General features: G+C 58.0%; 9 protein-coding genes. 3 read left to right on the top strand and 6 right to left on the bottom strand.

Features of this window, described 5'->3' with window-relative positions; all coding sequences use genetic code 11:
• Position 1: 1 nt before the first annotated feature.
• Complete coding sequence (locus tag H8E27_11175) at positions 2-667, bottom strand: hypothetical protein (GenBank protein MBC8326172.1); 666 nt, start codon at positions 665-667, stop codon at positions 2-4.
• 279 nt (positions 668-946) lie between these two features.
• Between H8E27_11175 and H8E27_11170 the strand changes: the two genes are divergently transcribed.
• From H8E27_11170 to H8E27_11160, 3 genes are read left to right on the top strand one after another with little or no spacing between them, the layout of a single operon-like run.
• A complete protein-coding gene (locus tag H8E27_11170) occupies positions 947-4,165 on the top strand; it encodes a ThuA domain-containing protein (GenBank protein ID MBC8326171.1) in 3,219 nt (1,072 codons plus the stop codon).
• Positions 4,166-4,172: 7 nt separating this feature from the next.
• Complete coding sequence (locus H8E27_11165) at positions 4,173-5,087, top strand: alpha/beta hydrolase (protein MBC8326170.1); 915 nt, start codon at positions 4,173-4,175, stop codon at positions 5,085-5,087.
• Positions 5,088-5,115: 28 nt separating this feature from the next.
• Positions 5,116-6,198, top strand: a complete 1,083-nt coding sequence (locus tag H8E27_11160; protein ID MBC8326169.1) for a beta-propeller fold lactonase family protein — start codon at positions 5,116-5,118, stop codon at positions 6,196-6,198.
• Here H8E27_11160 and H8E27_11155 read toward each other — a convergent pair whose 3' ends face one another.
• The 5 genes from H8E27_11155 to H8E27_11135 form a co-directional block, all read right to left on the bottom strand.
• On the bottom strand, positions 6,199-7,530 hold the full coding sequence (locus tag H8E27_11155) for a DUF1552 domain-containing protein (GenBank protein MBC8326168.1): 1,332 nt from the start codon (positions 7,528-7,530) through the stop codon (positions 6,199-6,201).
• A gap of 22 nt (positions 7,531-7,552) precedes the next feature.
• Positions 7,553-10,030 (bottom strand): DUF1592 domain-containing protein, encoded by a 2,478-nt coding sequence (locus tag H8E27_11150; protein MBC8326167.1) that lies wholly within the window; start codon positions 10,028-10,030, stop codon positions 7,553-7,555.
• Positions 10,031-10,043: 13 nt separating this feature from the next.
• Positions 10,044-11,411, bottom strand: coding sequence for a sulfatase (locus H8E27_11145; protein ID MBC8326166.1), 1,368 nt, complete (start codon positions 11,409-11,411; stop codon positions 10,044-10,046).
• Between the two features lie 122 nt (positions 11,412-11,533).
• A complete protein-coding gene (locus H8E27_11140; protein ID MBC8326165.1) occupies positions 11,534-13,162 on the bottom strand; it encodes a sulfatase in 1,629 nt (542 codons plus the stop codon).
• Between the two features lie 12 nt (positions 13,163-13,174).
• On the bottom strand, positions 13,175-14,914 hold the full coding sequence (locus tag H8E27_11135) for a sulfatase-like hydrolase/transferase (protein MBC8326164.1): 1,740 nt from the start codon (positions 14,912-14,914) through the stop codon (positions 13,175-13,177).
• Positions 14,915-14,926: the final 12 nt, after the last annotated feature.

The raw sequence follows: 14,926 nt of genomic DNA, 5'->3' as shown, positions 1-14,926 counted from the left end.
GTCAATGGAGGCGCCGGATTTTTACGTCGTCCACCACCACGTTGCGCGGGACGGAAAGGCGCAGGAGACGTTTGGTGGGATGGGCGATGCCGGGGGATTGTAGCAAGCCGATCGGTTTGCCGTTTAGTTGAAGGCTGAGTTGTTCGCCGCGGACAGTGACCGTTACTTCATGCCATTTGCCGATGGGGGTCTCATGCGGAAACCGCTTGGTCTTGCTGACCAGAGCCTGCTGCTGTTCATAGGTCAGTGGCTTCTTGGCTTTGCGGGCAGTGCGGATGTCGAGACGCATGTTGCCGGTCTTCAGGTCGGTGAGTTCCACGCGATCGGGGTGAATGCGGGTCACAAACAAATGCCCGGCGTGCACGCCCTTGAATTGCAGGTCAGCGAAGTTCAGGCCCAGACTGTCCTTCTTGTCCTCGAGCATAAACCGCAACGACACGGAGCCGTCGGTGAAATCGAAGGGGTGCGTGACGGACACGGCATGATCGGCCCGCGGACTGATGAAGATGCGCAGCGCACCGTCCTTGAGATCGACCTGTTTGTCGCCTTGAGCGCGTTTGGCGCTGTTGGTGCCCCAGCCGTTGCCGGGTTCATCGGTTTTCTCCTGCGATTCGGATCGGTTAAAATCGTCATGAAAGATCAGTTTCCCCTGATCTGCCAATGACAACGTGACCGAAGCAAATCCCAGAGTGAAAACGAGCGCGTAGGTGAGTTTCATCGGCTGCTTCTACAAGGGCAGCTTGGGTGGGGGAAGTTTTTTTAACGGCTTTCCTGAATGCTTGAGTATTGAGGGTCCGGTGACTACCGTCGCTTACGAAGTCGCATTTCGAATTCAAATGAACCACAGGGTGATGGAGGGAAAATGAATCTGATACGGGTTTTCTTGGTGACAGGGTTATTCGCCTGCCTTTGTGTTCAGGCAGCCGAACCGATCCGAGTGTTAATTGTGGATGGGCGCAACAACCACAACTGGAAGGTCACCACCGACGCCCTGCAGGCGACGCTCCAAGCAACCGGCCGATTTCAGGTGACGGTGTCCACCGTGCCGGAATCATTGACCGTGGATGGACCTCGTGAGCCACGGACGGAGAACCCGGCGATCAAAGCGCGTTTTCAAAAAGCGAAAACGCTGTACACCGAACTGGTCGCGCCGGCGCGAAAACGCGAGGCCGAGGCTTGGCAGCATTGGCGGCCGGATTTCGCCGCGCACGATTGTGTGATCCTGAATTACAACGGCCCAATGTGGCCGGAGCCGGTGCAAAAGGCGTTCGTCAAATACGTGCATGGCGGTGGCGGCGTATTGCTGATTCATGGTGCCAATAACGCGTTTGTCAATTGGGACGCGTTTAATGACATGATCGGTATGGGATGGCGTAAGGCCCCTTTCGGTCAGGCGATCAAGGTGGAGGCGGAGACAGGGAAGCCTTTTGCGGATCCTCAGGCCGGCAATTCTGCGCATGGCTCCAAGCACGCCTTTGCGGTGACCGTACGGGCGGCCAATCATCCGATCATGCGTGGTGTACCCCCGGTGTGGCTGCATGCGCGCGACGAACTCTATCATCACATGCGCGGTCCGGCGAAAAATCTGACCGTCCTTTCCAGCGCCTTTTCCGATCCCAAACAAAGCGGTACTGGCCAGCACGAGCCGATCACCTGGGAAGTGACTTACGGACAGGGCCGTACAATCGTGACGTCCATGGGGCATTTTTACAAAGGCGATAGCATTTGGGATGCGCTGTATTGCGTGGGCTTTCAGACGATTGTCGCGCGCAGTTGCGAATACCTTGCCACGGGCAAGGTGTCTTTGCCGGTTCCGGAAGGATTCCCCAGTCGGGATGAGACGAGCCTGAGCCCACCGCATCAAGTGCGCTGGACCCAGCCGGAACCGGAGGCTCTGGCTAAAGCGCGTGCTGAGGCGAACCGGAAGAAGGCAGCTAACCCATATTGCGTACTCACGCCTGAAGAGGAATTGGCGACATTTGATCTAGCCCCGGGCTTTGTGGCGGAACTGGTTGCTGCCGAACCGCAGATTGAGGAGCCTGTACTCACGGTCTGGGATGCCAATGGCGCGTTGTACGTGGCCGAGATGCGCAGCTACATGCAGGACGAAAACGGCAAGGGCACCAAGACTCTGCGCAACGGCCGCATCAAGCGGTTGGAGGACACCGATGGCGACGGCCGCATGGACCGAGTGACGACCTTTGTGGAGGGCCTCAATCTGCCGCGCATGATTCTGCCCTTGGACGACTGGATCGCTGTGCGCGAAACTGACACGATGGACGTGATCGCCTATCGCGATACCAATGGCGACGGGGTGGCTGATGAAAAGAAACCGCTCTTCGAATATGGCCCGCGCAGCCGCAACGGCCCCAACACCTCCGTGGAGCATCAGGATTCCGGGTTGGTGTGGAATCTCGATAACTGGATTTACATCACCTACAACATGGAACGTTACCGGTTCACCGACGGGACATGGCGGCCGCAGTCGCAGCCCAGTCATTGGACGCAGTGGGGGCTCACGTACGACAACGCCGGTCGTTTGTTTTGGATTGATAACACCCATCCGCTCAAGGCTGCGCAGATGCATCCCAAGTATTGGCTTACGCCGCGTCGGCTCAGTAATAAACTGCCCGCTGGCGATCTGGTCACGCTGGGTAATCCCTATACGCCGGCGTTTATGAACGTCGAAAGCCTTTGCCTCCTCAATGATCGAGGCGGACCCGCGGCTAAGGTGCGCGCGTTTACTTCCGCCTGCGGGCAGAGTGTGTTTCGCGGAGATAAATTACCGTCGGCCGCGCGCGGTGATTATTTCTTCTGCGACCCCACCATCCACGTTGTGCGTCGGGCGAAGGTGGGGTTTGAGCAGGGCAAACTCATGCTCACCAAGGCCGAGCCGGGTACGGCGGAATTCCTGCGCTCGCCGGATATCAATAGTCGGTTTGTAAACACGGCCACCGGCCCGGATGGCACGTTGTATGTCACGGACATGTACCGCGGCATCATTCAGGATGCGCCCTGGATGAATCCCAACGCGCGCAAGTTTACGGCCGAATCCGGTTTGGCCGCGAACCGATTGCGCGGGCGCATCTGGCGGATTCGCCATCGTGACTTCAAGCCGGGGTCAAAGCCGCGCATGCTGCAGGAAACCACCGCCGAACTTGTTCGCCATTTGCAGCATGCCAACGGGTGGTGGCGCGACACCGCCCAGCGGCTCATCTTGCTGCGACCGGATCGGGAAACGGTCATTCCGTTGCTCGAATCCACCGCGATGTTTACGCAAAATCCACTCGGCCGCCTGCACGCGCTTTGGACGTTGGAGGGCATGGATGCTGTGTCCGATGCTGTGCTGGATTCCTTGCTCACCGATCGCCAACCGCTGTTGCGGACGGCCGCCATTCAGGTTGCCGAGGGAAATTTGGAGGCCCATCTCGATCGCCTGAAACCACTGGGTGCCGAGCGCGATCCACGCGTGGTGGAGCAACTTGTGCTCACGTTGGGCACCCTCGATGATCCCGCCGCTGAGGCGCTCATTCAGCAAACAGCTCAGCGTCACATGGCCGATCGGGGCGTGATGCAGGCGGTGACCGTCTCGCTCTGGGGTAAAAAGGATCAACCGCTGCCCAAGGCGGTGGCCGATGGCAGCGCGTTTGCCAAACTGCCCGTGGCTAGCCGCACGACGGTGAGTGCCAATTGGAAGGGCGCGTTGGCCAACTGGGATCGTGGACTGGATTTCCCGGAGTCGATGCCCAACGAGATGCGGAAATATATCACCGGCGGCGAGCGACAGTATTATGAGCACTGCATCACCTGCCACGGGCCCGATGGCAAGGGCGTGCCGGTCTTGGGCACAGAATTACAGTTGGCGCCCTCGCTGGCGGATTCCAAACGCGTTGGGGGCGATCCCTCCCAACTCATACCCGCCATGCTCCACGGACTCACCGGTCCGATCGAAGGCAAAACCTACGCCGGCGGTTTCATGGCCCCGGCCGCGTCACTGGGGATCACCCGCGATGATCGGCTGGCGGAGCTGCTGAGCTACCTCCGGTTTGCCTGGGGCCGGAAGGCCCCTCCGATTACGAAGGACGAGGTGAATCGGCTTCGCAAACAATACCAATCCCGCACCACGCCGTGGACGGATGCGGAGCTGAAGCAACTCAAACCATGATCCATTTATGAAACAACGATTCCTCTCAATCCTGATGCTGTTCTCATTCGCTTTGGTCCCCAACTTGTTGGCGGATGCTGCATCGAAAACAGCCAAGAAAAAGAAACCCCAACCGGAACTGCCGGCCTCGGTGGAGGTGTTGAAGGACATTGAGTACGCCGCGCCGAAGGGGATTTCTTTGAAGCTGGATTTGTATCGGCCCAAGGCGGCCAAGGAACCGGTGCCGGTGATTGTGTTTGTGCATGGTGGCGGGTGGAAGAACGGCAACAAGGATCGTGGCCGGCGCGGGGTCTGGATGGTGCCGTACGGGTTTGCCATTGCGTCGATCAACTATCGCCTGATCGACAAGGGCCAGTGGCCGGATCAGATCAATGACTGTTACGCCGCGGTGCGTTGGGTGCGGGAGAATGCCAAGAAATACAATCTCGATGATCAGCGTGTCGGTTGCTGGGGCACCTCGGCCGGCGGACATCTGGTGGCACTGATGGGCACGCGCCCGTTTTCCGGTGCGGAGAAGACCTCCAGTCGGGTACAGGCGGTGATGGACTGGTATGGTCCAAGCGAATTGCTAACGATGCCGCCAAACAACGTGGGCAACGGCCGCACTGAGGCGGACATCGCACAATCCAACGGCGCGAAGTTGCTTGGGGCCACTGTGCGGGAGGTGCCGAAGCTCGCCAAGGACGCCAGTGCGTTAGACAACGTGAGCCGAGGGGATGCGCCCTTTCTGATTATGCACGGCACGGCGGATAAAGGCGTGCCGCTGGTGCAAAGCGAGAAGCTGGACGCCAAGCTGCGGGCGCACGGGGTGGAGTCCACGCTGTTGGCGTTGGAAGGCGCTGGTCATGGTGGGCCGGAATTTATCACGCCGGAAGCCAAGAAGATTACCCTCGATTTTTTCACGAAACACCTGAAGCGCTAATTGCGCCGATTCACTCCAACACAATTTTATGAAGATCATCTCGTTATTCGTTTCCGTTTTCCTTTTGTCATTCATGGCGGAGGCCGAGGGGTTCCGCGTGTTTGCTCCAAGCTCGAAGTCCGGCACGTTGTGGATCGTGAAAGCAACACCGAAGGGAAAAGGACTACAGTTGCAGGTGGAACGCAAAGTAGCTCTGGGCTTGTCGGGCCGCGTGATCACTGCGCATCCGGTCAAGCCGTTGCTGTACGTGACGGCGACCGGTGGGGATCCGGGCAAGGTGCCGGGCGCCGTGGTGTCGTTGTCGGCCAAGGGCGCGTATGAAAAGCACGTGCCCGTGCAGTTCAATGACGGTGCCTGTTACCTGAGCGTGGATCGCGGGCACAAACATCTATTGGGCGTGAGCTACGGCAACGGACGGTTGCATGTGTATCCGCTGGATAAGGACGGCGTGCCCGGCAAGTCGGTGGCGACGGTGGATGAAGGGATCAATGCGGCGCATTGCGTGTTGGTGTCGCCGGATAATCGGAATTTGTATATCCCGTATGTGAAAGGGAATCTCGCGTTATTGCAGTATCGTTACAACGGCGACACGGGCGCGATCACGGCCTTGGAGCCGAAGGATGCCCGCACGCCGGAGGGGACGGGGCCACGTCACATGGCGTATCATCCAAAATTGCCGATGGTGTATTTCACCAACGAACAGGGCATTGGGCTTTCGACGTATTGGCGCCAGGCCAATGGGCAGTTGAAGATTGAACAGGACCTCACGGTGCTGCCGCAGGGGATGTCCAAGATGGGCCTGAGCGCGTCGGATTTGGTGATCACGCCGGACGGCAAGTTTCTCTTCGGCGGCCTGCGCGGGCATCGGCAGGATTTCGACCGAGTCAGCCGCTATCGCGTGCTGGAGAACGGACACGCGGAATTTCTTGGGCTGACGGAATCGGACAAGATTCCTTGGGGCTTCGCGTTGTCGCCGGATGGAAAATATCTGCTGGTGACCGCCACCACCGGCGCAACCCTGACGGCCTACCGTATTTCCGCCACCGGCGATCTCACCCGCGCGGCCACGCTCAAGTGGGACGCGGGCATTTCGGACTTGGTGGCGCGCTAACTACGCCTGCAGAATCTCGTTTAGCTCGCGGGTGCTGTCGCCGAACTGCTGGGTCTCCACGCCGAGGGTGTTGAGCAGGGTGACGTACATGTCGGCGAGGCGGACTTTGTCCTCGTCGAACTTGCGGAAGTGGCCGTGTTGCAGGCCCATGTTCTTGCCGCCGGCAAGGATCAGCGGGTAGTTCCGCGCTAGGTGCGTGGTGCTGGTGGAGCAGCCGTACATAATCAGCGTGTTGTCGAGCACGCTGCCTTCGCCTTCGGGGGCTTCCGAGAGTTGCTTCAGGAGGTAGGCGAAGTTTTCGTTCATGAATTTGTCCCAAACACCCCAGTCCTTGAAGGAGGTTTTGCGGCGGTGACTCAGGGCGTGATGGGCGTCGAGGCCGAGGGCGGTGGGGAAATGGTCGGACTTGGAGCCGCCGCCTTCGATGCCGAGCATGTGCGTGATGACACGCGTGGTGTCGGTGCGGAAGGCGTGGAACATAAGATCGTAAAAGGCCCGGACGTAGTCCTGCATGTTAGCGCTGGTGGCGTCGATGCTGAGTGACGTCTCGGCGACTTCAGCCTTGGGGCGGTCGAGCCAGCTTTCGAGACGCTGGATGCGTTGCTCCTGTTGGCGAACGGAGTCGAGGTAGTTGTCGAGCGTGCTCCGGTCGGCGGCATTGAGGCGGGTCTTCAGCGAGCGGGAATCCTCCAGCACACCGTCGAGCATGCTCTTGCGCACAAGTAATTCGCGCCGCGCCTTATCGAGGCTATCCTTTTCCTGACCGAACATGAGGTTAAAGCAGCGGCGAATGTTGCTCTCGGCGGGAATGGGTTGGCCGGTCTTGGTGTAGGAGAGGGTGTGGGTGCGGCCAAGCGTGCCGACGCCGCCGCCGACGGAGAGCGGCAGGAACGGCAGGCGGGTGTCGCGGCCATTTTTCTCCGCCACAAGTTGGTCAAAGGAAACGGTGTTCTGGTAAGAGTTGGCATCCACGGGGCCGGCGGTGAGAAAGACGTCGGAAACACCATGGCCGGCCATGTGCCGTCCGGCGGGATGGGAGAGGCCGGATAGGAACGTGATGTCGTTTCGGTGCGGCTCGAACGATTCGGTGGACTTGTTCAGCTTAAAGCCCTTGCCCTCTCCCTTGGGGAACCAATGCCACTCGGCGTGGTGCGGGTCATTCTCCTTGGGCAGGGTGACGCCGTTGGGGAAAAACATGCAGGCCAGACGCTTGGGCGCGGTGGCTTGCTTGGGCGCGGTCGCCGCCATGGCCTCCAGAAACGGCAGGCCCAGGGAGATGCCGCCCAAGCCTCGGAGGACTTCACGACGGGAAAGGTGCCAGGACTTTTTCATGTGCTTATGAGTGTTGCTAAATCTATTTGGTGAGAAAAGCGGCGCTGGTGACCAGACCTTCGATAAGGCTACCGGCGCGATATTCGTTGGCAATCAAATTGTCGGTGAGTTGTTCGACGAGCGGATCATCGGAGTACTCAAGTTGACGGCCCAGCGCGTAGCCGGTGATGCGGCGGACGAAGCCGTGGGCGAAGTCGCGCGATTTCTTTTCGAGCACGTAATCTTGCAGGGCCTGTAGTCCGTCGATTTCCGCGCCGTCGGGCAAAATGGTGGAGGCATCGAAGGCGGTGGCCTTGAGGCGGCCGGTGGGATCGTAGGCCTCGAAGGCAATGCCCCACGGATCGATCTTGTTGTGGCAGCGGGCGCAGGCGGCGTTCTCGCGGTGCGCCGCGATCTGTTCCTTGAGGGAGAGCTTGGAATCGTCCTTCTTCTCCAAGGGCGGCGCGCCGGGCGGCGGTGGTGGCGGCGGATCGGCGAAGAGGCGTTTGCGGAGCCACACGCCGCGGTAGATGGGGTTGGATTCGGCGCCGTCACTGCCCATGAGCAGCACGCTGCCCTGCGTGAGCACGCCGCCGCGGGCGGATTGGGCGGCCAGCTTCACGGGACGAAAATGCGAGCCGTGCACGTTTGCAATGTCGTAATGCTTGGCCAGTGTGTTGTTGAGCATGGCGAAGTCCGACTGAACGAAATTCAGCGCGCTGAGGTCGTGGGCGAAAACGTGCTCGGCAAAGGCGAGGGTTTCCTCCTTGAGCGCTTCGCGGGTGGCGTCAGTGAAATCAGGGTGCAGCTTGGGGTTGATGGCGACGTTCTCCAGCGACGGCAGGCCGAGCCATTGGTGGCTGAAGTGCCGGGCGAACCGGCGGAACTTGGCGTCCTTGCGCATGCGCGTAACTTGTTCCTTGAGGACCTCGGGCCGCAGCAATTGACCGTTGGCGGCGAGGGCGAGCAATTCGTTGTCGGGCATGGAGGCCCAGAGAAAATAGGAGAGGCGGGTGGCCAGTTCATAGGCGTTGAGCCGCCGGGCCTGTTTGGGCTTGGCTTCAGGCGAGGGCTCCACGAGGTAGAGGAATTTCGGGGAGACGAGCAGGGTGGCCATCGTCTTGCGCATGGCGTCTTGGTCGTCGCCGGTCAGTTTTTTGAAACGTCCGAAAGCGGCGAAGGCGTTGTCTACTTCCTCCGGACGAGCTTCGCGGCGGAAGGCGCGGCCGATGAAGGTGGCGAGTGTTTGCCGGATGTGCGCGGCTTCATTGAGGTTGGCCGGCTGGGGCGGGAAGAGGTTTCTGGCCGTCTCGCTGGGATACCCGTCCAAGAGCGGCCCTTCCATTTCCACGGACACCAGATGGATCAATGGCTCGTCCACCTCGTCGAGTGGCGTGAACCGAGTGTACCGTTCCTTTGGCTCGGCGGTGTTCCAAACGTACACGGACAGGTGCGTCACATCGTGACTGCCGCTGCCATTGTAGTAGCCGTCTTTTTTGCCGAGCGGGAAATCCTCGATGTTGCCGGTGAATTCAATGACGTGTTCGCCCTTGGCGGGATCGACCATTTGACGGCCCATGATTTTCTTGGGGTCGTAATCGCCCGAGGCACGGTGGCCGACGTGAAGGGTCAGCTCCGGCAGGCGACCGATGGAATCCGCCGTGGCCTTCACCTTCAAGCGAATGGCGAACCGACCGGAAAAGGGGCGTTCCACGAAGGTGACCTTGCGCGGCAGGTCCGCCTTGAAGTGGGAGAGCTTGAAACCGGGAGTCGGCGCAATGACGCGCGGATCGGTCCGTACGATTTGGGTCTTGGGCTTGGGTTCGCCATTCTTGCGTTTGGGAACCCCCAATTCTCGTTGGCCACGAATCTTGGCGGGCTGGAATTGAGTGTGAGTCGCCTTGTGAATCTTGCTGGGCGTCTCCGGCAGGGCTTCGTCGAGCGCCATGAGCGCCACTTCCATATAGCCGTTCATGAGCACGGGCGACATGCCGAGGTGTTTGGCGTTGGTCATGAGGCCGTCCTCGCCTGAGAGATCGCCGGGGATGTGGGCGGTGTAATCGAGCCGGCCGCCCAGTAAATCCTCCAGCGTGTACTGGTACTCGTACTGGCTCATGCGTCGCATGAGTTGACGTCCGCCCGTGCTTGAACGCTTGGCGGCGGCTTGTTTGAGACCCGATTCCAGCCAGGCGGTAAAGCGGTTCAGCTCGGTCTGGGTCAGCTGCTTTTCGTCCGTTGGCGGCATCTCACCTTCGTTGAGCTGGTCCAGCACCTCATGCCAGTAGCCGGCACTTTCGCCTTCGTGCAAATTTGCCCCGAGCGTATCAATCCGAAACTTGCCCTTCTGTTTCTCCGGCCCGTGGCATTGGACGCAATGCTTTTGAATGAGCGGCAGAATATCGGTTTTGTAAGACTGCAGCGGCGATGGGCGCTCGGCCTGAACGGACGACAGCCCTCCCAGGACAAAGCCAAGTAAGCAGACGAAAACGCGTAAGCGTGGATGGAAAATAAGTGATGCCAAACCGGCAATAAGACTACCGTTTTTTGGAGGCAGATTCAATCTGTTTGGCGGCGAGATTCTGGCGAAATTCCATGAGACGTTCGTTGAGATGGGGTTTTCCGGCCAGGTTCTGTTTCTCTTCTGGGTCGGAATTAAGGTTATAGAGTTCCTCACCATCGGGCCATTTTGCGTAACGCCAGTTTTGATTACGCAATGCGTAGCCCAGCTTGGGGCCGCGTGTGACGATTGTGTAAGCAAATTTCTTTTTACCGAGTCGTTCCGGATGCCCAAGGAGTGGCCGAAGCGAGGTGCCTTGTAAATGTGTCGGCTTGGGTAAGCCGGCCAGATCGGCGAGGGTGGGATACAGATCGATTAACTCCACCATCGCCTGCGATGTGCTGCCAGCTTGGGTGAGGCCGGGGGCGCGGATGATTAATGGAACCTTGGCTCCAATATCGAATAGAGTGACCTTGCCCCAAAGAAAATGGTCGCCGAGATGATAGCCATGATCGGAGGTGATGATCACCACGGTATTGTTCCAGTGGCCGCTTTGCTTGAGAGCCTCAAGCATGATTCCGATCTGCGCGTCGATAAATGAAATGCACGCATGATAGGCCTGTGTATATTCGCGGCGTAAGGCGTCATTTTCCTTGCCGAGCTCGAAACCAAACGATTCGTAGCGTTTCACCTTGGCCAATGAGGGGAGCGAATCCCAAAGTTTTGGATGGTCCGGTTTATAGGTGATTTTGTTTAACGGATAGAGATCGAAATACTTGTTAGGTGCCAGAAAGGGCACATGCGGTTTCTGGATGCCGCAGGCGATCAAGAATGGCTGATCTCCATACGTCTTTTGGGTTAACCATTGGGCGACTTGCCGGGCGTTTTTACCATCCTTATGCTGGGCATCAGTGAGGCCGCTGGGGCCATGGCCCGGCGGGGATTGGCCACTGAGTTTGGCTGAAACCTGTTTCTTTAGTGTGCGCCATCGACGACGGTTAGGGCCCGTTTCTACTGAACCGTGTTCTGCCTCAAACTTCTGACGAGCTGCACGGACATTGGGCAACTCATCATTGTCGAATCGTAGATTGATATTCCAGGCAGCGTCCCCGTGGTCGTGCTTCGGGGTGTGAAACAGTTTACCCACGCCGCCGGTCCAGTAGCCGTGTTGTTTGAAATGTTGCGGCAAACTCACAGTGTTCGGTCGGGTTTGTCGGATATCGGCTGTGTTATCGAGTACCCCAGTTGATTCAGGATAGAGTCCGCTCATGAACGAAGCGCGTGAGGGGCCGCAAACGGGATATTGGCAAAACGCCCGCTGAAACGTTTGGGCTTCGGTAGCGAACTGTTTCATCACCGGCGTGTGAATCGGCTCGTAACCGGCGGGGGATACGTGTGTGTTCAAATCATCGCATACGATTAACAATACGTTTGGCCGGTCCGCAGCTTCAGTTAAGATGGCAGCCAGTAGAAACAGTAGGCCGATTATAACACGTGATATAGCGATCATTGATTTCGTTCTGTTCATTATCGCTTGAGGTGAAGTGTATTGGGTAATTTCTCCTTAGGCTGTGTTGGTTTTGGGGCGACGGGTTTGGACGTCACGGGCGGTTTAAAGGTCGGGGTTGGCGTGGTGTTGCCTTTTCGGTATTTCCATTCAAACCGGCCGTCTTTCACCACGAGATCGCGTTTGACGTTAAACTTCTGGGCTTGTGGGGCGAATTGTTTCGGGGCAATTGCCGCTAGTTTGGTTTTCACGGCCGCGTGCCGGGGTTGATCGGCGAGGTTGTGCCATTCGTTCGGGTCGGCCTTGAGATCGTAGAGTTCCTCGCCATCGGCATAGCGAATGTAACGCCAGTCGCGGTTGATGGCGGCGTATTCGCCGGGTTGCAGATACGGCAAAAACACGGTGCGATCCTTGGCTTCTGAGGGCTTGCCCAAGGTGGCGGCCAGCGAGGTGCCTTCGAGCGATTGATGCGGCTTGGGCAGTTGGCACATCTCGGCAAGGGTTGGATAGATATCGATCAGACTAACGGTGACGTCGGTACGCTCCCCTTTGGCGACGCCGGGGCCGGCCCAGATGAAGGGGACGTTGGAGGTGCGCTCCCAAAGGGTGTGTTTGCCCCATTGCCCTTTCTCGCCGTGATGGTAGCCGTGATCACTCCAGAGCACGACGAGGGTGTTGTTGGCATGCGGGCTGGCTTCGAGCGCATCCAGCACACGGCCGATCATGGCATCCGCATAACTGATACAGGCGAGGTAGCCATGGATCGCGTCATCCACGGCGTCCAGCGATTCCAGCTTGTCATGGACTCGGGCGCGGTTGGTTCGAATCTTTTGAATCCGAGCCGGTAAATCGGCGAGGTCGTCCTTCTTGATCGGGGGCAGTTTGATTTTCTCAGTCTCGTAGAGATCGAAATATTTTTGCGGACAATAATTCGGATAATGCGGGGCGTAAAACCCCACGCCCAGAAAGAAGGGTTGATCGTGTTTTTTCTGGAGTTGCTGCACCGCCCAATTGGCGCGCTGGGTGTCGGCGAGGTGTTCCTCCTGATCATTCGGAATCGGCGCCCACTCAAGAAAGAGGCCGCCACTGATTTCCTGTCCGGCGTTGTACGAACTGGCCGGGAACGGGTGAGGGAAGGGGGTTTCCTTGCTCCACGATTCCATCGGCCAACCGGCATTCCGCTGGTGTGGATTGCGCAGAAAAAACTCCGTCCAGTTGCGCGTGTCGATGTTGCCGGCCGGATGATGAAACAGTTTGCCGCCGCCATAAGTGGCATAGCCGGCCTTGGCGAAGCTGGTTTGCAGCGATTCGATTTGGGGGTGTTCCACAAAATAAGTGGCGCTCTGATAACAGCCGGTGGTGGAGGCGAATTGGCCGGAGAAAATTGCGGCGCGACTGGGGGCACAATACACGCCGGCGGTGTGGGCGTTGGAGAAGTTCACGCCGCGCGCGGCCAGTTTGTCGATGTTCGGCGTGAGCGCCCGTGGGGTGGTGTTTAAGCAGCCGATCCAGTCGTTCATGTCATCGACTGCGAGGAAGAGGACATTCGGTTGCTGTTTGGTCGCCGCGGGCAGGGTGATGAACGGGAGCAGTATGAAACTCCACAGAATGCAAAACAGGTGTGAACGGAGCGATGCGTGAATGGTCATCGGAGTATGAGCTTAGTGTTTTGGGTGAACCGCGTTCATCCAGCGCTTGATGGATTCATAAAGGGGTTTGTCCTTATTCGAGACCTTGTGGACCGCGGATAAAGCGGCTGCGGCTTTCTCTTGGTCTCCGAATTTGTGCAGGGTCCATGCGGCCATCATTTGGACTTCAGTGCTGTCGTCAATTAGCGCTTTTTCTATAGTTTTGAGCGCAGGCTTGGCTTTTTCTTCGAGAAGGAACAGGCCACAGATGGCCCAGTAGCGAATCCCTTCGTCCGGGTCGTTCATGCCCTTGATCAGCTGATTCAGGTTGGTGGGATTTCGGGATAGGGCCAAGTCGGAAAAGTCTAGGTACTTTTCGAGAGGGTAAAGTTTTGGGTCTCGGACCATTTCGTAGATCGTCAGCCCATGGGCTTCGGCCCGGCGTACCCGCATGTTTTCAGGCAGCAGACCCGAGTCGAACAGTTCCAATTGTTTCTTACGTAAAGCCTGTTTCAACTCGGTAAGCTTGGCCCGGTGTTGGGGGGAGTTGGCTAGGTTGTGGATATTGTCGAAGTCATTCACGGTATCAAAGAACTCCTCAGAGGGCCGAGGGCGGAAAAAACGTCCGGTCACCGCATCGCACTTGCCGTCTTGGTAGTGTTTTTCCCAGGCTTGGGTGCCGGTCATCGTCCACATGTATCGGAGCTTTTGTCCGTTAGGGGCCCAAGGCATATAGTTTTTAATGTAAGCATACCGTTCGTCACGCATGCCGCGGACCATGTCAGAGCACTCGTCGGCTCGTTCCCGAAAGCTGAGGTGGTATTTTGGGGCCGGCTCGATGTCGCCACCGAGAAAAATGCGCCCTTGGTAGCTTTTGGGGACTGCGGCACCCGCAAGGCTAAGGAATGTTTTAGGCATATCGACAAAGCTAACGATGCGATCCACGGTCATCCCCGGTTTTTCGGCGGGCCACCAATGCTTCCATTTTTCTGGAATACGAACGATGAGAGGGCAATGCGTTCCACTCGAATAGAGGAAGCGTTTGCTGCGAGGCAAGACGCCGCCATGATCCGAACAGTAAACGACGATGGTGTCATCCGCGAGTCCGTCTGCCTTAAGTTGAGCGAGAATTTCACCAACTTTGGCGTCCATGCGCTGGACCGCATCGGTGTAAGTCGCGTAAGTCATCCGCATCTCTGGAAGGTCAGGATGGTAGGCGTGTAAGACCATTTTGGCGGGGTCAGTCTTCACTTGGCCGGCATTCTTCGGGAAGGCTCGGCTTTCGTGGCTGTCCCCTATGTTGCGGATTTGGAAGAATTTTTGTCCGGGCTGGCGCTTGGCTAGTTTTCCATCGACCCGCCAAGTATCCTTATCGTCTCTGCCGCCGATATTGTAATCAGTCTTACCGCCATTAGAAACGTGGTAGCCCGCGGCTTTCAATAGGTCTGGATAGTAGGGAATCTTGTCGTGCGGAATCTTGTAACGGCTTCGCATTGGCTGGGTGCCAATGGAGATGGCGTAATGGCCGGTGATCCAAGTAGATCGCGTGGGAGCGCAGACGGCCGCGTTATCGAAGCAGTGCAGGTAACGAAAGCCTTCCTTGGCAAACTGATCTAGGTTGGGGGTCTTGGCATTTTTACTACCGTAACAACTCAGCCAAGAGATGCTATTGTCCTCGCTGGTAATCCAGAGGATGTTCGGGCGGTCTGCGTTCTCGCCGTGTAACGGGACTGCAATGAGCAGTGCCGCGATCAATAGTGTCATTCGTTTCATGGAGTGTTAAAG

This window comes from Limisphaerales bacterium (genome assembly GCA_014382585.1).
Taxonomy (GTDB): Bacteria; Verrucomicrobiota; Verrucomicrobiia; order Limisphaerales; family UBA1100; genus JACNJL01.
Note: the sequence above shows the minus strand (reverse complement) of the source record. Positions and strands in the feature narration are given on the sequence as shown.